Origin of the sequence: Methylobacter tundripaludum SV96 (assembly GCF_000190755.2) — a bacterium.
GTDB lineage: Bacteria > Pseudomonadota > Gammaproteobacteria > Methylococcales > Methylomonadaceae > Methylobacter_A > Methylobacter_A tundripaludum.
The window spans coordinates 273091-290234 of record NZ_JH109153.1 but is presented as its reverse complement, the minus strand read 5'-3'; the positions used below and the strand labels follow the sequence as shown (position 1 = coordinate 290234).

19 protein-coding genes are annotated in these 17144 nt (G+C 52.1%); all 19 read left to right on the top strand.

All coding sequences use genetic code 11. The features are described 5' to 3' along the window. Positions 1-138: 138 nt before the first annotated feature. The 19 genes from METTU_RS14315 to METTU_RS14220 all read left to right on the top strand — a co-directional run bounded on the left by METTU_RS14315 (position 139) and on the right by METTU_RS14220 (position 17059). Positions 139-957, top strand: coding sequence for a TOBE domain-containing protein (locus tag METTU_RS14315; RefSeq protein WP_006892456.1), 819 nt, complete (start codon positions 139-141; stop codon positions 955-957). Positions 958-1069: 112 nt separating this feature from the next. Next, positions 1070-1798, top strand: a complete 729-nt coding sequence (locus METTU_RS14310) for a beta-ketoacyl synthase chain length factor (RefSeq protein ID WP_006892455.1) — start codon at positions 1070-1072, stop codon at positions 1796-1798. Then, positions 1783-2577 (top strand): lysophospholipid acyltransferase family protein, encoded by a 795-nt coding sequence (locus METTU_RS14305; protein ID WP_006892454.1) that lies wholly within the window; start codon positions 1783-1785, stop codon positions 2575-2577. The genes METTU_RS14310 and METTU_RS14305 overlap by 16 nt, the downstream gene beginning before the upstream one ends. After that, complete coding sequence (locus METTU_RS14300; RefSeq protein WP_006892453.1) at positions 2567-2815, top strand: phosphopantetheine-binding protein; 249 nt, start codon at positions 2567-2569, stop codon at positions 2813-2815. Before METTU_RS14305 ends, METTU_RS14300 begins: the two co-directional genes overlap by 11 nt. 84 nt (positions 2816-2899) lie before the next feature. Next, positions 2900-3148, top strand: coding sequence for an acyl carrier protein (locus METTU_RS14295; protein ID WP_006892452.1), 249 nt, complete (start codon positions 2900-2902; stop codon positions 3146-3148). Beyond that, positions 3141-3368, top strand: coding sequence for a hypothetical protein (locus METTU_RS14290; RefSeq protein ID WP_040580834.1), 228 nt, complete (start codon positions 3141-3143; stop codon positions 3366-3368). Before METTU_RS14295 ends, METTU_RS14290 begins: the two co-directional genes overlap by 8 nt. A 13-nt stretch (positions 3369-3381) precedes the next feature. Next, entirely contained in the window at positions 3382-3933 is a 552-nt protein-coding gene (locus tag METTU_RS14285; RefSeq protein ID WP_006892451.1) for a COG4648 family protein, read from the top strand. Next, positions 3923-5734, top strand: coding sequence for an ApeI family dehydratase (locus tag METTU_RS24560; protein ID WP_006892450.1), 1812 nt, complete (start codon positions 3923-3925; stop codon positions 5732-5734). The genes METTU_RS14285 and METTU_RS24560 overlap by 11 nt, the downstream gene beginning before the upstream one ends. Further along, positions 5731-6465, top strand: a complete 735-nt coding sequence (locus tag METTU_RS14275) for a glycosyltransferase family 2 protein (protein WP_040580831.1) — start codon at positions 5731-5733, stop codon at positions 6463-6465. Before METTU_RS24560 ends, METTU_RS14275 begins: the two co-directional genes overlap by 4 nt. Then, a complete protein-coding gene (locus METTU_RS14270; RefSeq protein ID WP_040580828.1) occupies positions 6462-7409 on the top strand; it encodes a lysophospholipid acyltransferase family protein in 948 nt (315 codons plus the stop codon). The genes METTU_RS14275 and METTU_RS14270 overlap by 4 nt, the downstream gene beginning before the upstream one ends. Then, on the top strand, positions 7399-9009 hold the full coding sequence (locus METTU_RS14265; RefSeq protein ID WP_006892448.1) for an HAL/PAL/TAL family ammonia-lyase: 1611 nt from the start codon (positions 7399-7401) through the stop codon (positions 9007-9009). Before METTU_RS14270 ends, METTU_RS14265 begins: the two co-directional genes overlap by 11 nt. 5 nt (positions 9010-9014) lie before the next feature. Further along, complete coding sequence (locus METTU_RS14260) at positions 9015-9554, top strand: REP-associated tyrosine transposase (RefSeq protein ID WP_006892447.1); 540 nt, start codon at positions 9015-9017, stop codon at positions 9552-9554. A gap of 253 nt (positions 9555-9807) precedes the next feature. Next, complete coding sequence (locus tag METTU_RS14250) at positions 9808-10221, top strand: acyl-CoA thioesterase (RefSeq protein ID WP_006892445.1); 414 nt, start codon at positions 9808-9810, stop codon at positions 10219-10221. Next, positions 10218-10805, top strand: a complete 588-nt coding sequence (locus METTU_RS14245) for a LolA family protein (RefSeq protein WP_006892444.1) — start codon at positions 10218-10220, stop codon at positions 10803-10805. Before METTU_RS14250 ends, METTU_RS14245 begins: the two co-directional genes overlap by 4 nt. Continuing rightward, positions 10768-13128, top strand: a complete 2361-nt coding sequence (locus tag METTU_RS14240; RefSeq protein ID WP_006892443.1) for an MMPL family transporter — start codon at positions 10768-10770, stop codon at positions 13126-13128. Before METTU_RS14245 ends, METTU_RS14240 begins: the two co-directional genes overlap by 38 nt. Before the next feature lie 132 nt (positions 13129-13260). After that, positions 13261-14490, top strand: a complete 1230-nt coding sequence (locus tag METTU_RS14235; RefSeq protein ID WP_006892442.1) for an NAD(P)/FAD-dependent oxidoreductase — start codon at positions 13261-13263, stop codon at positions 14488-14490. A gap of 277 nt (positions 14491-14767) precedes the next feature. Then, complete coding sequence (locus tag METTU_RS14230) at positions 14768-15310, top strand: DUF3261 domain-containing protein (protein ID WP_254257975.1); 543 nt, start codon at positions 14768-14770, stop codon at positions 15308-15310. Continuing rightward, entirely contained in the window at positions 15291-16562 is a 1272-nt protein-coding gene (locus tag METTU_RS14225) for a beta-ketoacyl-ACP synthase (RefSeq protein ID WP_006892435.1), read from the top strand. The genes METTU_RS14230 and METTU_RS14225 overlap by 20 nt, the downstream gene beginning before the upstream one ends. Beyond that, positions 16559-17059: a hotdog family protein gene (locus METTU_RS14220; protein WP_006892434.1), complete on the top strand. Its 501-nt coding sequence runs from the start codon at positions 16559-16561 to the stop codon at positions 17057-17059. The genes METTU_RS14225 and METTU_RS14220 overlap by 4 nt, the downstream gene beginning before the upstream one ends. Positions 17060-17144: the final 85 nt, after the last annotated feature.

Sequence of the window (17144 nt, the reverse complement as noted above, 5' to 3'; positions counted from 1 at the left end):
AAAAGAGTAAACAATGTGGTGTTTCAAACATTTTGTTCTGTTCTGTAGACTTAATGACAGTGCAGTGACTTAACACTGTCCTCACACCATTAGGGAAATAATGATTAATTCAAATCTTGTACCGCAACACAATCTTTTATGGCTGACAGCTTAAACCACAACAATATTTCAACAGCCTGGGTCGATGGCGAATTGCGGTTAGTCGGACTGGATAGCCGCATGATCGGCTTGCTAAGGGCGATAGATCAAAGCGGCTCAATCAATCAGGCCGCCAAGCAGATGGGCTTGAGTTACAAAGGCGCCTGGCAAATTATTGAAAGAGCTAACAACGGCGCACCGAAAACATTAGTCAGCACCGCCACGGGCGGCAGCAAAGGCGGCGGCACCTGTTTAACCGAGGCCGGACGCTCTTTGCTGGCGCTGTTTACCCGCTTGGAACAACAGCATCGGCAGTTTCTCGATCAGCTCAATCGTAGTCTCGCCGACGACCCGGATACGGTCTTGTTGTTGCAGCGGCTGGTGGTTAAAACCAGCGCCCGTAACCAGATTTTTGGCTGTATTACCGCGATTCAAGCCGGTGCGGTGAATGCCGAGGTCAGCGTGAAATTGAAAGGGGGCGAACAGGTTGTTACCTCCGTAACCTTGACGTCGCTTAACGATCTTGGCTTACAGGTCGGCGCCGATGCGGTTTTGTTGGTCAACAGCGCCGACATAACGCTAACAGTCGATTCCGATCCCTATCGGTTTACAGCGCGTAATCGTTTGTCATGCAGTGTGATTCGCGTCCAACAGGACGAGGTGAATGCGGAAGTGATTGTTTTGTTGCCCGGCGGCGAAACGCTGGTTGCCATGGTTACGCCGCAAAGCGTACAAAGCCTGGCGCTTATGCCCGGCATGCCGGTATGGGCGATGTTTAAAAGTAATGCCCCGGTTCTGGGCGTCATGTCTCCGCTTTGATAACGGTTAATCCATCTTCAACAACCGACCGGAATTGCGTTCATTATATGAATTCAAGCGCTCTGGATTTTTTATTGTCCGTCAAGTGTAAACGTTCAACCGGATTGATATAATGACAGTCGATTTTGTACTGCGAGACTGGAACGCTTGGGCTCCCGGAATGAGCTGTCACGAAGATTGGCAAAAGTGGCGCGACCATCAGACCTTTGCCCAAGAGGAAAAAGCGGCCATACCGGCTGCGGTGCCCAAGATACTGCAACGCAGATTAAGCCCATTAGCCAGAGCGGTTTTTAATGCCGCGGACGGTTGTATTGATAGCGATAAGTCATTGCCTATTGTTTTCAGCTCCGCCCATGGCGAAGTGAATAAATCATTGGAGATGCTAAAAAGCATGCAGAAAGGTGAGGAAGTTTCTCCGACAGCCTTTAGTTTGTCAGTTCATAACGCCATAGCGGGATTGTTTTCAATAGCCTATGACTGTCACCAGGAAATTACCGTGATTGCGCCGGGCCAGGACGGTATTGCTCCGGCGTTTATTGAAGCCCTGGGGCTTTTGCAGGAACACCATAGCGAGGTGCTGATCGTGTTGTATGATGAACCGCTATCGGATTTTTATCCGTCGTTGCCGTTTGCGCTCAATGCGCCTGCCATTTGTGCGCTGGCTTTAAAAGTGTCTTTAACCGGGAACGGCTTGCCGTTGCAATTTAACAACTCATCCGCGCATCGCGACGATGGCGAGCAGGCTTTGCAGATACTCTCTTTTATAAAATTTCTTGTTGCCGACGATAACACGTTGGTGCTGGGCAATCATAGACATAGCTGGGAATGGCACAAAAAATAGCGGCAAAATTAGGCTATGGCTGGCGTCTTCTGGCAACAGGATTAAGTTTTTTTAGTTTTGGCGTCGGCGGTTTATTGCTGTGGGTCTTCGTGTTTCCGGTGCTGTCGCTGTTGCCCGGCAATCGGCGGCAAAAGGTCGGCCGGGGCCAAAAAACGGTGAGTTACAGTTTTTATGTGTTCATCGGTTTGATGCACCGGCTGGGGGTAATGACTTACGAAATCGTGGGTTTGGAAAAGCTTAACCGCCCCGGCCAATTGATTATCGCCAACCATCCAACGCTGGTCGATATTGTATTTTTGATCAGCCGGATCAAACAGGCCAGTTGTATTGTCAAAGCCAAGCTGTGGCATAATCCGTTTATGCGCGGCCCCATACTCAACGCCGGATACATCAGCAATGGCGATCCCGAGCAAATGATAGCCGAGTGCGTTGCCTGGTTACGCTCAGGCGGATCGATGATTATTTTTCCTGAGGGAACGCGATCAATACCGGGCAAGCCGTATCATTTTCAACGCGGCGCGGCGGCCATTGCCTTGCAGGCGAATGCCATCGTGACCCCGGTGACGTTGACCTGCACTCCCAGCACCTTAACCAAAACCGAGCGGTGGTATCAAATTCCCGAGCGCCGCTTTCATCTGACCATGCACGTCGGCGATGATATTCCACTGGATGAATTTGCCGGCATCAGTCCAAAATCGGTAGGCGTCCGTCGCTTTACACAATATCAGCAAGATTACTTTACTCAACAGAGAGAACTTTATAAGCACGATGGAAAATGAATTAAAACAACTCATTATTGATACGCTGGATTTGGAAGACATCAGCGTGGCGGATATAGACAGTCAGGCACCGTTGTTTAATGACGGTTTGGGGCTGGATTCCATCGATGCCCTGGAATTGGGCTTGGCTATCCGAAAAAAATACAACGTAAAAATTGATGCCGAAAAAGAAGACGTGGTGAAGATTTTCGCCTCGGTTTCAACGCTGGCGGATTACATTCAAGCGGCGCGCGATTGAGGCTATGATGATAAAAAATTATCAGCAAAGAGGGTTTTCACGCATGACAGCGCGCCCGCAAGGCGACGTACACGGAGGTAGGGCATGAAAGAGCGCGAAGAAATTTTAACGGCCATCAAGGAGATTATGGTCGAGATGTTTGAGATGGATGAACAGGCGATTACTTTGGAAGCCCGGTTGTACGAAGACCTGGATTTCGACAGTATCGATGCGGTGGACATGATCGTCAGGCTTAAAGAAATGACCGGCAAAGCGATCAAAGCCGAAGATTTCAAAACGGCCCGCACTATTGGCGATGTGGTCGAGGCGGTTTATAAGATGCTTAATGGCTGATATGCGGTTGTTTGTAAACGGCGTGATGGGTTTGAGTGCTGGTGCCCAAGCTCTAGCTTGGGAATTCGGTGCGGGAAGCTCCAGCTTCCCGTCTCGCGAAGCTGCAACTGCATGGGCGCAGGAGGTAGAGCAACGCAGGGAGCAGTTGCCGAGAGCTTCATTATCCCTGAGCTTGGGGGAACCCGCATACGGCTCGCGGCGCAATGCGATAAGTGCATAGGAACGAGATAACTATGCGCTTGTTTGTAAGTGGTGTGATGGGGTTATCGACGTTGTTATACCCGTTGGTCGTTTTTTTCGGCAGAGATTATTTCGAGCCCTGGAAAATAGCCTGCCTATTGATTGCATTGTTGCTGGTCAGACTGGCGGCCAGTTATTCCATTAAACACTGGAGCACCCCGCTATTGATTGCAGGCATCGGTTATTGCGTATTTGCGATGTGGAGCAATCAGTTAGGCACTTTGCTGGTTTATCCGATTCTGGTCAATGGCTTGATGTTGCTCATTTTCGGCTGGAGCCTGTTTTCGCCGCCCAGCTTGATTGAACGTCTGGCCCGTTTACAGCATCCCGATTTGCCGCCGGAAGGCGTTATTTATACCCGTCGTGTGACTCAAGTTTGGTGCGTTTTTTTTATCGTTAACGGCACTCTGGCATGGATAACGGCGTTTTGGTGCAGCCTGGAAGTGTGGAGTTTATACAATGGCCTGATCGCTTACGTGTTGATGGGCGTTTTATTCGCCGCCGAATACCTGGTCAGGATGAGAACCCAAAAGCATGTCCGATAAGTTGCTGCCGTTGTCCCACTGTTTAATCGCTCAAAGGCCGAATGATGCGCCTGTTGCCTATCATGCCGGGCATTATTATTCGGCAGGGCAGTTTGCAAACACGGTTAGCTACTGGGTCGATAAACTGCAAGCGCAACCGTTTCAGCACTACGCCTTGTACACCGAAGACGCTTATCCTTTTGCCGTGCTGTTGTTTGCGTTGTTGCATGCCGGTAAACAGATCCGGATACCCGGCAATAATCGCCCCGGCACCGCCGAGCAATTATCGCCAGACTGTCAGTTGCTGGGCGATTGGCAAACCGGCGAGTGCTTCGATTACTGTTTAGAGGCATCGGCTAGTTCCAGCCGGTCTTTGTCGCCGTTGAATCCTTCGGAAAGTCAGCTGGTCATTTTTACCTCCGGTTCTACGGGGCAGGCCAAGCCGATAGCCAAATGCCTAAACCAGTTTCAGCTTGAAATCGCTACGCTGGAAAAACATTGGGGCGAACAACTGGGCGATGCGGCGGCGTTGGCAACGGTCAGCCATCAGCATATCTATGGCTTGCTGTTTCGCGTGTTATGGCCGTTGTCGGCTGGACGGTGTTTTCATAGTCAGGCTTATATCAATCCTGAAACGCTGGTTAATGCCATTCAACACGAATCCGCTTACTGGATTGCCAGTCCGGCACATTTAAAACGCTTGGATCAAGCTTCGCCCTGGGAAGGTATTGCCAAGTTAAAGGCGATTTTCAGTTCAGGCGGCGCGTTGCCGGAGCAGGCTGCCGAGCAGATATTGAACGATGGCAAGCAGGCGGTGGTTGAAATTTACGGCAGCTCCGAGACCGGCGGTATTGCCTGGCGGCGACAATCTATGACGGCCGCTTGGACGTTATTTTCCGGCATGAGGTTAAGCTGTATTGATGGGAAGTGGTTTTTGCATTCGCCTTATTTGGAAATCCCCCCTAGCCCCCCTTTTTCTAAGGGGGGGGATGAGGAATCTTCCTCCTTTACCGCGGAGGAATCCTCTTTTTCACCAAGGAAGCATCTTTCCCCCTTAGAAAAAGGGGGGGCCGGAGGGATTCAACTGGACGACCAAATCATCCTGCTGGACGATGGCCGGTTTATGCTGCATGGGCGTTCGGACCGCATAGTCAAAATAGAAGAAAAACGCCTGTCTCTGGTCGAACTGGAACAACGCTTGATGAGCGAGCCGTGGATAGATGATGCGCATGCGCTGGTGATAACCCATCACCGGGATGTCGTTGCGGCGATCGTGGTGTTAAGTTCGCAGGGCTTGGAGCAGGAGGCAATTCAGGGTCGAAACCGGCTGATCAGGCAACTGCGCAAGGCGCTTGAGCAATGGTTCGAGGCGGTGGTATTGCCCAGAAAATGGTTGTTTGTGAACACCATGCCGTTAACGAGCCAAGGTAAAATAAATCAGCCGTTGTTAAAAAGCCTGTTGGATTTTGACAACCGAAAATTGCCTCAAGCACTCACTCTTGAACTGACGCCGGAAGGCGTCCGGCTTGGCCTTAAGGTGCCCGAAGATTTGCTTTATTTCCCCGATCATTTTCCGAGTTACCCGATTTTGCCGGGCGTAGTGCAACTGGCCTGGGTCGAACATTTCGGTAAACTTTTTTTTGTGATTGATAAACCGTTCTCGCAGCTGGAAGTTGTTAAATTTACCCAAGTCATACAGCCCGGCGATGAATTAACGCTGGCTCTCGATTGGAAAGCGGCGTCGGGAAAACTGTACTTTAATTTCAGTTCGGAGCGCGGTATGCATAGTTCAGGACGCATGGTTTACGAGGGTAAGGAATGAACTCCTGTATCATTATCCCCGTTTACAATCACGAAGCCGCGATTCCCCAGGTGCTTGCCAAATTAAAAAGCTTCGGCCTTCCGACGATATTGATTAATGACGGCAGCTCGGCGCTTTGTTCCCAAATTTTAGCAGACTGTGTCGAACGTGAACCGGAGTGGCTTACGTTAATCAACCGTTCGGAAAATGGCGGCAAAGGTGCAGCCGTGCTGGACGGTTTTAAGGCGGCACAGGCTTTGGGATTTAGCCACGCGATCCAGATCGATGCCGATGGGCAGCACAACGTCAACGACATTCCAGCGTTTATTGAGGCGGGCAGGGAGCATCCCGACGCGCTGATTTTAGGCCAACCGCTGTTTGATAAAACAGCGCCAAAGAGCCGGGTTTACGGTCGAACCATTGCCAATCTGTGGGTATGGATCAACACCTTGTCGCTTGCGATTGCGGACAGCATGTGCGGTTTTCGCTTGTACCCCTTGGCGGCGGTGGCCAAGTTAGCCGATGGCACACGCATAGCCAGAGGCATGGATTTTGACATCGACATTCTGGTGCGCCTGTACTGGCAGGGCGTTGATGTCGTCAATAGACCGACTGCGGTGCAATACCCGTACGACGGCGTGTCGCATTTCAAGTTGTGGCAAGATAATCTGATGATCTCGAAAACCCATGCCAAACTGTTTTTCGGCATGTTGCTGCGCATCCCGCAATTGTTGGGCAGGCACCGTCGATGAGTAAATCGTCGCATTGGGCAGAGATGGGCGAGTGGAGCATGATTTGGGGCATGCGTTTCTTGCTGCGTGTTTACCTGTTGTTCGGGCGTACCGTGTTACAGTGGTTTTTATATCCTGTTGTGAGTTATTACTGGCTAGTGAACAAACCGGGCAGGGCGGCCAGTCAGGCTTATCTAAAGCGCATTGCACAGCTTTCGCCCGCATCAAAGTTAAGCGGAAATCTCCGGGACAGCTATCGGCACTTCATTAGCTTTGCCAACGCCATTATCGATAAATTGGCGGCCTGGTCCGGTGCGTTGTCGCGTGCCGACATCAGTTATCGAGGACGCGACGAACTGTTGGCTCACGTCAAGGCGGATAGGGGCGCAATCCTGCTGGGTTCGCATTTGGGTAATCTTGAAGTCTGCCGCGTGATTGCGGATCTGGATGATGCACCTCGCATTAACGTGCTGGTACACACCAAACATGCGGAAAAATTCAATCGCTTGCTAAAGCAAACCAATGCGAACAGCGGTTTAAACCTGATCCAGGTGACCGACATCAGCGCCGCCACGGCCATGCTGCTGAGCGATAAAATCGATAACGGCGAATTGATCATTATTACCGCAGACAGAACGTCGGTGGGTCGGAATCCGCGTGTTAGCCATGCCGAGTTTCTGGGCGCGGATGCGTTGTTTCCGCAAGGCCCCTTTATCCTGGCCTCACTGCTTAAATGTCCGGTTTACACGCTGTTTTGCTTGAAACAACAGGACAAGCAGGTGATCTATTTTGAGCATTTCAGCGATAGGCTGACGTTCCCCAGAAAAAACCGAGAGCAAGCCATGCAGCAAACTATACAAAACTATGCCCGGCGATTGGAGCGCTATTGTTTAATGGAACCGTTACAGTGGTTTAACTTTTTCGATTTTTGGCACTTGGCTGATAAAAAAAGCGATGAACAGTAAGAATACCGTAGTTTTTGATGGTCAGCCGTTGACAATTGAGGCGATTTGCCAAATTGCCAACCAACAAGCGCAGGCGAAGTTAGGCAGGCAGCCGAAATTTATTGAGCGCATCAACAAAGGCGCCCGGTTTATCGACACCTTGTTAAAGGAAGAAGGCTTTGTCTACGGCGTAACCACCGGTTACGGCGAGTCCTGCACGGTGTCCATTCCGCTCAATCTGGTCGAGCAACTGCCCAGACAGCTTTACACCTTCCATGGTTGCGGGCTAGGCGATCATTTTGATGCCCGGCAAACACGGGCGATACTGGCGGCGCGCTTGACCAGTCTGGCGCGCGGTTACTCGGGTGTCCGTTACAAGTTATTGCAGCAACTGACTGAATTATTAAAGCAGGACATTCTGCCGATGATTCCGCAGGAAGGCTCGGTCGGGGCCAGCGGCGATTTAACGCCGTTATCCTATGTCGCGGCCGTTCTGGCCGGTGAGCGGGACGTGCTTTATCAGGGGCAGCGTCAACCCACGCAAACCGTTTTTGCCGGGCTCAATATCGAAGCGCTGACCTTAAAACCCAAAGAAGGCTTGGCGATTATGAACGGCACGGCGGCCATGACCGGCATTGCCTGTCTTGCCTACCAGCGAGCCGAGTATTTATCCAGGCTGAGCTCACGCATCACCAGCTTGGCTTCGGTCGCCTTAAAAGGCAATGCCTACCATTTTGACGAAAAGTTGTTTTCGGTTAAACCGCACCCCGGCCAGAATCGCGTCGCCGAGCGGATACGTGCGGATTTGCAGTTGCGGCGCAGTGCGCCGCGTCACGACACCCGCTTGCAGGATCGCTATTCGCTACGCTGCGCGCCGCATATCATCGGCGTGCTGGAAGATTCATTGCCCTGGCTGCGGCAGTTTATCGAAACCGAATTAAACAGCGCCAACGACAACCCGATCATCGATGCGGAAGGCGAACATGTTTTGCATGGCGGTCATTTTTACGGCGGACATATCGCCTTTGCGATGGACTCTCTTAAAACCGCCGTAGCTAACTTGGCCGATTTAATGGATCGGCAAATGGCGCAGTTGATGGACCCTAAATTCAATAACGGCCTGCCGGCCAATCTTTCCGGCGCCGTTGGCGAGCAAGCCTTGTTGAGCCACGGTTTCAAGGCCTTGCAAATCGCCGTTTCCGCCTGGACGGCGGAAGCCCTTAAGCTGACCATGCCCGCCAGCGTGTTTTCCCGTTCCACCGAATGCCACAATCAGGACAAAGTCAGCATGGGGACCATTGCGGCTAGGGATTGCATCCGCATTTTGGAGCTGACCGAGCAGGTTGCCGTAGCCGTGTTGCTTGCGGTTGTTCAGGGCGTTGAGTTGCGGGGCAATGTGGATTCGTTAAGCCCGGCTTTGCAAAACACCGTCAGGCAATTACGGGAGCATAGCCCGTTTTTAAGTGCCGATCGGGCGTTGGAGCAAGAGCTGCGGTTATGTTTGGAGTTGAGTCGCAAGCAGTATTGGGAACTATATGATTCTTCGTTCCCAGACACTACTCCTCGTTCCCACGCGCCGCGTGGGAATGCAGTTCAGGGCGCGCTGCGCCCCGAGGATTAAACGCCATGGGCCGTAGCCGCTATCGAATCTGCCATGAACAAGCCCCGCACTTTCTAACCTGCACGGTGCTGAACTGGATACCGCTGTTTACCCGTCAGCAAACCGCAAGCATTGTTCTCGACGCACTACGATACCGGCAAGAAGAACACGGCTGGAAAATATACGGCTATGTCATCCTGGAAAATCACCTTCATATGATTGTACAAGCAAAGAATCTAACGTTGGAATTGCCGCGCTTCAAATCCTACACTGCCCGTAAACTGATCGACCACTTGAAGGAATGTCGCGCCGAGCGGTTATTGCAGCAGTTGGCGTTTTTCCGCAAAGATTACAAACGCGAGGATCGTGATTATCAATGTTGGGAAGAGGGATCGCATCCGCAGTTAATCGAAAACGAACAGGTGCTTCGGCAAAAGCTGGAGTATATCCATCAAAATCCGGTGAAACGGGGCTATGTCGATGAAGCTACGCATTGGCGGTATTCCAGCGCCAGGGATTATGCGGGCGTTGCCGGGTTGATTCCTGTTTTTAAGGATTGGCTGTGATTCGCGGCGCAGCGCGCCTTACACAGCATTCCCACGCAGCGCGTGGGAACGAGAGAGATATGATTAGAGACATTCATTACGCTGAAATCGACCTACAAATCCCTTTCCATGATGTCGACATGATGGAGGGGGGGAGGCATGAGCATTATGCCAAGTATTTGGAAATTGTCCTCTGCGTCACTTTCTCCTCGTTCCTACGCGCTGCGTGGGAATGCAGTCCGGGCGCGCTGCGCCCCGAGGCTCGGAGAATATAATGATTCATCAAACTTCAATCGACCTGCAAATCCCCTTTCATGATGTCGACATGATGGAAGTGGTCTGGCATGGGCATTACGCCAAGTATTTTGAAATCGCACGTTGCGCCCTGCTGGACAAAATCGATTACAACTATCCGCAAATGCGCGACTCGGGCTATGCGTGGCCGGTGATCGATCTTGGCATCCGCTATGCGCAACCGGCGGTGTTCGGGCAGACCATTACGGTAAGAGCGCAAATCGTCGAATGGGAAAATCGCCTGAAAATAAATTACCTGATCACCGATAAAAGCTCAGGCTTAAGGCTGACCAAAGGCCATAGCGTTCAAGTGGCTGTAAAGTTGGCAACGCGGGAAATGTGCTTTGCATCGCCCGCTGTGTTGTTTGAAAAACTCGGCCTGGAGGTTTCTTGATTTTAATAAAAGCGCTGCTGCTGTATTGCTTGGCATTTAGCCAAGGTGTCGCAGGCGAAGCGGTATTGACTGAGATCGCCGCGCGATTGGCAAAAACGCCGATCACCCAGGGCGATTTTCACCAGCAAAAACACCTGAAGGTACTACACAAGCCTTTAATTTCCACGGGCACGTTTACGTACCACCAAAGCAAGGGCGTTATCTGGAAAACCCTGACGCCGGTTGTTTCGTTACTGCTGGTCAATGAGTCGCGGCTGTTGACCGGGCAGGGCGAGCAAGCGGTACCGGCGGCTTTCGGCAAGGTTTTCAAGGCCATGTTGGGTGGTGATTTAGCGGCGTTAACAGATGGCTTTGCCATCACCGGAACCGATCAAAAAACAGTCTGGCAGTTGGCGCTAACACCCAAGGATGAGATGCTGCAAAAAATTATCAGCACGATGGTGCTGTCGGGCGATACCGAGCTGCGCTGGTTGGAAATACGCGAAGCAGGCGGCAATGTCACCCGCATTACTTTCGAAAACATCACGCACCCTGCACAGTTAACCGATGAACAAGAAGCCGATTTTGAACGTTTATCACCCTAAGTTGACCGCAGGGCTTTGGCTGGTCGGAATGCTGGTCATCTGTGTTCTCGGCAGTCAGGCCTTGACTAAAGACTGGCTGGAGACCAGCTTTTTAGCGTTATTGCCGACCAGCGAACAACAGCCGGAAATCGCCAAAGCCACGCAGCAACATAATCAGCTGCTGAACCGGAAAGTGGTCTGGCTGGCCGGTGCTGCGACGTCTCAAGAAGCCATCAATCATGCGCAAAAGCTTAAGCAGCAATTGGAGCAAAGCCAGCTGTTTAACAAGGTGGTGCTGGAGTTTCCGCAGCAGCAATATATCAAGCAGTATCAACAACTGTTTCCTTATCGTTATCAGCTGTTGGATGCGCAAACCCAAGCAATCTTGGCGACAAAGCCCGATGAGTTAATCAAGCAAAATCTGGAGTTACTCAACAGCCCCATCGGGCAAATGCAGGCGGCCAGTCTTGAGAGCGATCCGTCGTTGATATTCAGCCGTTATTTCAGTGCGCAAAATCCGATCAAGTTGAATCTGGAACAGGGCATCGTCGTGTTGTCCGATCAACATCGTTTTTGGGCATTGTTATTGACCGATTTGCAGGATGAAAGGTTGCAGCTGGACAAGCTGGAAACCTTGTCGAGCCTGGTTGACAGCGCAACCGAGCAAGTCAAAGCGGCCGGAGGCGAGTTGCTGGTTTCCGGCATGCCGTTGTTTACCGCGCATGGCGCGCAGTCGGCCAAACAGGAGATTTCCACGGTCGGCATAGGCTCGAGCCTCGGCATTATCGTGTTGCTGTGGGCGACTTTCCGTAGCGTACGGCCGTTGCTGTTATCGAGCCTAGCAATCGGGAGCGGCCTGCTTGCCGCGTTGGTTATCTGCGTGCTGTTTTTCGGCAAGATACATATTCTGACTTTGGTTTTCGGAGCCAGCTTGATCGGCGTTGCCGATGACTATGCACAACATTTTTTGTGCGACAGTTTCGGCGAGAAGGACTGGAATCCCCGGAAGGGCCTAAAGTTTATTCTGCCGGGGCTTTCTTTAGGGTTGTTAAGCAATCTGCTAAGTTATGCGGGCTTGGGTTTTTCGCCGTTTCCAGGCTTGCAGGAAGTGGCGTTATTTTCCGCGATGGGTTTGCTGGTCGCATGGCTGACGGTGGTATTGCTGTTTCCGTTACTGTTAACCGGGTTCACCTTCGATCATGAGCCGGCCATACTTAAACTGACAACTTATTGGGAGCAACACTGGCCGCTTTGGGTCAACAAAAACCGGCGCTGGCTGGGATTGGTATTGGCGGTTTTTATCGCGGGCGGTCTGTGGATATTGACGCCGCAGGATGATGTGCGCTTGCTGCAATCGCCGCCAGCCGAGTTACTTCGCACCGCCGATAAAATCCGGCAGTTATTTCCGATGAGTCCTGACAACCCGTTTTTTCTGGTGTCGGGGACAGATCAAGCCGATTGGCATCAAAATGAACAAACACTGCTTAAACGCCTGGATGCGTTAAAACAGCAAAAAGCGCTGACTGCTTATGAAGGCTTGAGCGGCTATTGGCCCGATGCAAACCAACAGCAGCAAAATTACCGGCTGTTAAAGCACAAGCTGTACGACTCCGGCTTGCTTGAACGCTACATGATCGATCTCGGCTTTGACGAGATGGCCGTGAAAGCCGAACTCAAGCAGTTTGCCGAAGCAGCGCGCAACACGTTGACCTTGCCGGAATGGCTGGCGACTACCGATGAAACCAAGCAGCAGTTGTGGCTGGGTTGTGATTCCGGCCGCTGCCAAAGCACGGTTGCTTTAATCGGTATTAATGATGCTGGCGCATTAGCTGCGCTACAGGATTTGCCGGGCATAGTCTGGGTGGATCAGGTCGAGTCGATATCGTCATTGTTTGCGCGCTATAGAATCAGGGCCAGCGGCTTGTTGGCGATTGCGTTCTGTCTGGCCTCGCTGGGCTTGGGCTTCAAGTTCGGTTGGCGCAATAGCGTAACCATCATGTCGGTGCCGGTTGTTTCGCTGGCGGTTTCGTTAGCCATGCTGGGGTGGTTCGGCCAGTTGTTCAGCTTGTTCAACCTGTTTGCGTTGTTGCTGGTGTTGGGCATCGGCGTCGATTACGGGCTGTTCTTTTTTATGGCGGGCGACAGACGCGCCAGCACCTCATTGGGGGTTACGCTTTCGGCATTGACGACCTTGCTGGCGTTCGGCTTGTTGGCGACCAGTTCCACCGAGATCGTGCATGCGTTCGGGTTTACCGTAACTGCCGGAATTGTAACCGCGCTGCTGTGCGCGCCATTGATTGGGCTTAAGGATATTCAGTCATCAGATACAATGGAACGCAGATGACGCGGATAATTATGATTAAATAAGATTTTTATTGAATCATCTGTGCTCATCATATTTATCAGCGTCGCCTAGAGGCGCCTACTTTTGGCATCTGCGTTCTATTTTTTAACATTTGAGTAGCAACAAATCATCATGACAATTAAGAATAATAAAGGCGAAATTATCATCATCGGCGCCGGGCCGTCCGGGAGTATCGCCGGTGCATTGCTGCAAAATCAGGGCTTTCAGGTGACCATTCTGGAGCGCCAGCTGTTTCCGCGATTCAGTATCGGCGAAAGCCTGTTGCCGCAATGCATGGAATTCATCAAGCAGGCCGGGATGATGGACGCGTTAGTCAACGCCGGGTTCCAGTACAAGAACGGCGCGTCTTTCGTATGCCGGGACCTGCAAACCGAATTTTCCTTTGAAGATAAATTCAGCCCCGGCATCGGCACCACGTTTCAGGTACAGCGCGGCCGGTTCGACAAGTTGCTGGCCGATGAAGCGGTGCGCATGGGCGTTGACATACAGTGGCAAATGGAAGTGACGGCGGCCGATTTTTCCGTCGACCGGCCGGAGCTGATGGTGCGCAATCAACAGGGCGAAGTCATGACCTATAGCGCCGATTTTGTGCTGGATGCCAGCGGTTTCGGGCGCATCCTGCCCAGGTTACTGGATTTGGAATCGCCTTCCGGGTTTCCGGTCAGGCAAGCCTTGTTCGGGCATATTGAAGACCGGATTGGTGACGGCCAATTCGATCGAAACAAAATCCGGATCACGGTACACCCTCAGCATCAAGACGTCTGGTATTGGCTGATCCCGTTCAGCAACGGACGCAGCAGCGTGGGCGTGGTTGCGGAACCTGAATTTCTTCAAGGCTGGGACAATAACGACCAGGCCTTGAAGGACATCATCAATCAAGACCCCAGCTTGACCGCGTTGCTTCAGAACGCTGCGTTCGATGAGCAAATCAATACCATCGTCGGTTATTCTGCCAATGTAAAAAGCTTGTACGGCAAAGGCTATGCGCTGTTGGGCAATGCCGGTGAGTTCTTGGACCCGGTGTTTTCATCCGGCGTTACCATTGCGATGAAATCGGCCAGTTTGGCTGCGGATGTGTTGGTCAGGCAATTTAACAATGAGGCTGTGGACTGGCAGCAGGATTACGCCGAGCCCTTGCAGCGCGGTGTTGATACCTTCCGGGTGTTTGTCGATGCGTGGTATGACGGCCGTTTTCAGGACGTCATCTTTCATCCGCAGCAGCAGCCTGAAGTTAAGGCGATGATCAGTTCAATACTGGCCGGTTATGCTTGGGATGAAAATAATCCTTACGTCAAAAATGCCCGGCCTAGGTTGGATACTTTGGTTGAGTTATGCCGATAAGCGTGTTGTCGCTCGTTCCCACGCGCCGCGTGGGAATGCAGTCAAGGCGCGCTGCGCCGCGAGTTACGGATGACTGTGTCGCGCAGGCACTTGCGTATAACGATGAGCGCGGCATGTGGGAACGAGGTGAAGTCGTAGCTTCGCGAGACGGGAAGCTGGAGCTTCCCTCACTGAATTCCCAAGCTGGAGCTTGGGAACTAGCACGCTCTTATGTCAACCATGCATGTTCGAGGTTGAATGCTCTGGTTGAATTATGCGGATAAGGATTCTCAGTGCCATGTTTTTACTCTGGCTGTCCGGTTGTGCGCTGATACAGCCGGAGCAAGTTGCCGCCAAGCCGGAATTAATGCCGATCGCGCAACCTTTAGGCCCGGCCAGACGAATAGTGCAGCAAATAAACGCGGTTTGGGCGGATCGGCAGGAATCCCTGCTGGCGGTTCTGGAACTGGATGCAAAGCATATCGCAATGGCCGGGCTCAGTAATGACGGCTTGAGCCTGTTCAACTTAGCTTACGACGGTAACACTGTCGTGTCCGATAAAAGCCCGTTATTACCGGAGTCGCTCAACCCGGAATTTATCATTTCCGATCTGCAACTGGTTTACTGGCCGATTGCCGAGCTGCAAAAAAAACTCCCGGCCGGATGGCGTTTGGAAGAAGTCGATAAAAAGCGCTTTTTAACGATCCGTGGTAAAAAACAAGTTGAAGTTAACTATTTATCCCCCGATCCGGTTTGGCCGAAAGCCGTTGAACTGGTCAATTTTCAGTACAATTACCGCCTGAACATTAAAACGATAAGTTATGACCTTATACCTGAATGATTTAGGCCTGTTGTGTGCGTTAGGTAATAGTAAAGCCGAGGTACTAAAGCGCTTGCTGGCCGGTGACCGGTCGGGATTGGTAGCAAGCGATGAGTTCGGGACTCGCTGCATTGTCGGCGCTGTTGCTGCCGATCTCCCGGAAATCCCCCCCTTACCCCCCTTCTTCAAAGGGGGGAGAGTCCTGCTTGATAATAAAGGGGAGTCCGCGGAAGATTGCTCTCTTTCTCCCCCCTTTGAAAAAGGGGGGCCGGGGGGGATTTACAACTGCCGGAATAATCGCCTGCTGCTGGCGGCATTAAGCCAGATCGAACCGACTGTGACTGACATGATGGCCCGATTCGGCGCCGATCGTATCGGCATTGTGCTGGGCACCAGCACTTCGGGCGTACGCAATACCGAACTTGCGTTGGATTATTGGGCTGAAAACGGCGTATTGCCGGATCAGTTTCATTACAAGCAACAGCAAATGGGTGCGGGGGCGGATTTTTTGGCGGATTTTCTGGGCGTTCAAGGCCCGGCCTACACGATTTCTACGGCCTGTTCTTCCAGCGGCAAGGCGTTTGCCTCGGCACGGCGATTAATCAGGCAGGGTCTATGCGATGCGGTTATCGTGGGTGGGGCGGATAGTTTATGCGGCTTGACCGTTAACGGCTTTACGGCGCTGGAATCGATCAGCAGCGGCTTGTGCAAGCCTTTTGGAATGCACCGCGACGGTATCAATATCGGCGAAGCGGTCAGCCTTTTTGTGTTGAGTGAGGAACCGGGGCCGGTGGTATTGCGAGGCATAGGCGCAACCAGCGATGCCTATCATTTTGCCGCACCCGATCCTGACGCGACCGATGTGATCAGGGCCATGCAAAATGCGCTGGATGATGCGGGCAAAACACCGGGTGAGATCGATTATCTGAATCTGCACGGAACGGCAACGGTATTGAACGATGTGATGGAAAGCAAAGCCGTTAATGCGGTGTTCGGATCAAAGTTGGCGGCGAGCTCCAGCAAGGGCATGACCGGGCATACCCTGGGCGCTGCCGCCGCATTGGAATTGGCTTTTTGTTGGTTGTTGCTGACCCATGACGATGAACAGGGCGCGTTGATTCCCAATATCAACGATGATGAGCCGGATACGGCATTGTCTGCGTTAAATCTGGTCAAAAAAGGCGGAACCTTGGGGCGAAGAATCAATACCTGTCAAAGCAACTCGTTTGCCTTTGGCGGCAATAACTTGTCTATTGTGGTGGAGCGGGCATGAACGATATTGCCGACAACTGCATGGATGCAGGAGGTACGACTCCACGGATGAGGAAGGTAGAATCGCGTCTGGAACAGCGATCAGCCGTTACCGAGCTGATTCCGCATACCGGCGACATGGTGTTGCTGGAGCGTATCATTGACTATGACGAGCAGGGCTTGACGGCCGAACTGGTGGTACGCGGCGATGGTTTGTTTGGCGATGATCAGACCGTTCCTGCCTGGGCCGGTATTGAATATATGGCCCAAGCGATAGCCGCGTATGTCGGCGTGAAGGCGAGGCAGGCCAATGAGCCGATACGCATGGGCTTCCTGCTCGGAACCCGTCGTTACAACAGTAATGTTTCTGCGTTTAAGGTCGGCGCAACGTTGACGATACGGGTGAATAAAATCATGCAGGATGACGGCTTGGGGGTTTTTGAGTGCCGAATTCTGGGGGAAGGCGTGGACGTTGCGGCTAACCTCAATGTTTATCGACCTCCGTTGAACAACACATGAGACAGTATGTTTCGTCTGTCGAAAACGTTGCGAGTTAGACCTTCCAGGTTTTTAAAACCTGGAAGGTCTGGATAGTGGCCTGTTT

Excerpts from the sequence above, each read along its gene's own strand:
- METTU_RS14250 (WP_006892445.1), top strand. The coding sequence starts at position 9,808 with ATGATTCATCAAACTTCAATCGACCTGCAAATCCCCTTTCATGATGTC.
- METTU_RS14265 (WP_006892448.1), top strand. The coding sequence starts at position 7,399 with ATGAACAGTAAGAATACCGTAGTTTTTGATGGTCAGCCGTTGACAATT.
- METTU_RS14310 (WP_006892455.1), top strand. The coding sequence starts at position 1,070 with ATGACAGTCGATTTTGTACTGCGAGACTGGAACGCTTGGGCTCCCGGA.
- METTU_RS14235 (WP_006892442.1), top strand. The coding sequence starts at position 13,261 with ATGACAATTAAGAATAATAAAGGCGAAATTATCATCATCGGCGCCGGG.
- METTU_RS14305 (WP_006892454.1), top strand. The coding sequence starts at position 1,783 with ATGGCACAAAAAATAGCGGCAAAATTAGGCTATGGCTGGCGTCTTCTG.
- METTU_RS14225 (WP_006892435.1), top strand. The coding sequence starts at position 15,291 with ATGACCTTATACCTGAATGATTTAGGCCTGTTGTGTGCGTTAGGTAAT.
- METTU_RS24560 (WP_006892450.1), top strand. The coding sequence starts at position 3,923 with ATGTCCGATAAGTTGCTGCCGTTGTCCCACTGTTTAATCGCTCAAAGG.
- METTU_RS14260 (WP_006892447.1), top strand. The coding sequence starts at position 9,015 with ATGGGCCGTAGCCGCTATCGAATCTGCCATGAACAAGCCCCGCACTTT.
- METTU_RS14270 (WP_040580828.1), top strand. The coding sequence starts at position 6,462 with ATGAGTAAATCGTCGCATTGGGCAGAGATGGGCGAGTGGAGCATGATT.
- METTU_RS14295 (WP_006892452.1), top strand. The coding sequence starts at position 2,900 with ATGAAAGAGCGCGAAGAAATTTTAACGGCCATCAAGGAGATTATGGTC.
- METTU_RS14300 (WP_006892453.1), top strand. The coding sequence starts at position 2,567 with ATGGAAAATGAATTAAAACAACTCATTATTGATACGCTGGATTTGGAA.
- METTU_RS14275 (WP_040580831.1), top strand. The coding sequence starts at position 5,731 with ATGAACTCCTGTATCATTATCCCCGTTTACAATCACGAAGCCGCGATT.
- METTU_RS14240 (WP_006892443.1), top strand. The coding sequence starts at position 10,768 with ATGAACAAGAAGCCGATTTTGAACGTTTATCACCCTAAGTTGACCGCA.
- METTU_RS14315 (WP_006892456.1), top strand. The coding sequence starts at position 139 with ATGGCTGACAGCTTAAACCACAACAATATTTCAACAGCCTGGGTCGAT.
- METTU_RS14290 (WP_040580834.1), top strand. The coding sequence starts at position 3,141 with ATGGCTGATATGCGGTTGTTTGTAAACGGCGTGATGGGTTTGAGTGCT.
- METTU_RS14220 (WP_006892434.1), top strand. The coding sequence starts at position 16,559 with ATGAACGATATTGCCGACAACTGCATGGATGCAGGAGGTACGACTCCA.
- METTU_RS14285 (WP_006892451.1), top strand. The coding sequence starts at position 3,382 with ATGCGCTTGTTTGTAAGTGGTGTGATGGGGTTATCGACGTTGTTATAC.
- METTU_RS14230 (WP_254257975.1), top strand. The coding sequence starts at position 14,768 with ATGTTTTTACTCTGGCTGTCCGGTTGTGCGCTGATACAGCCGGAGCAA.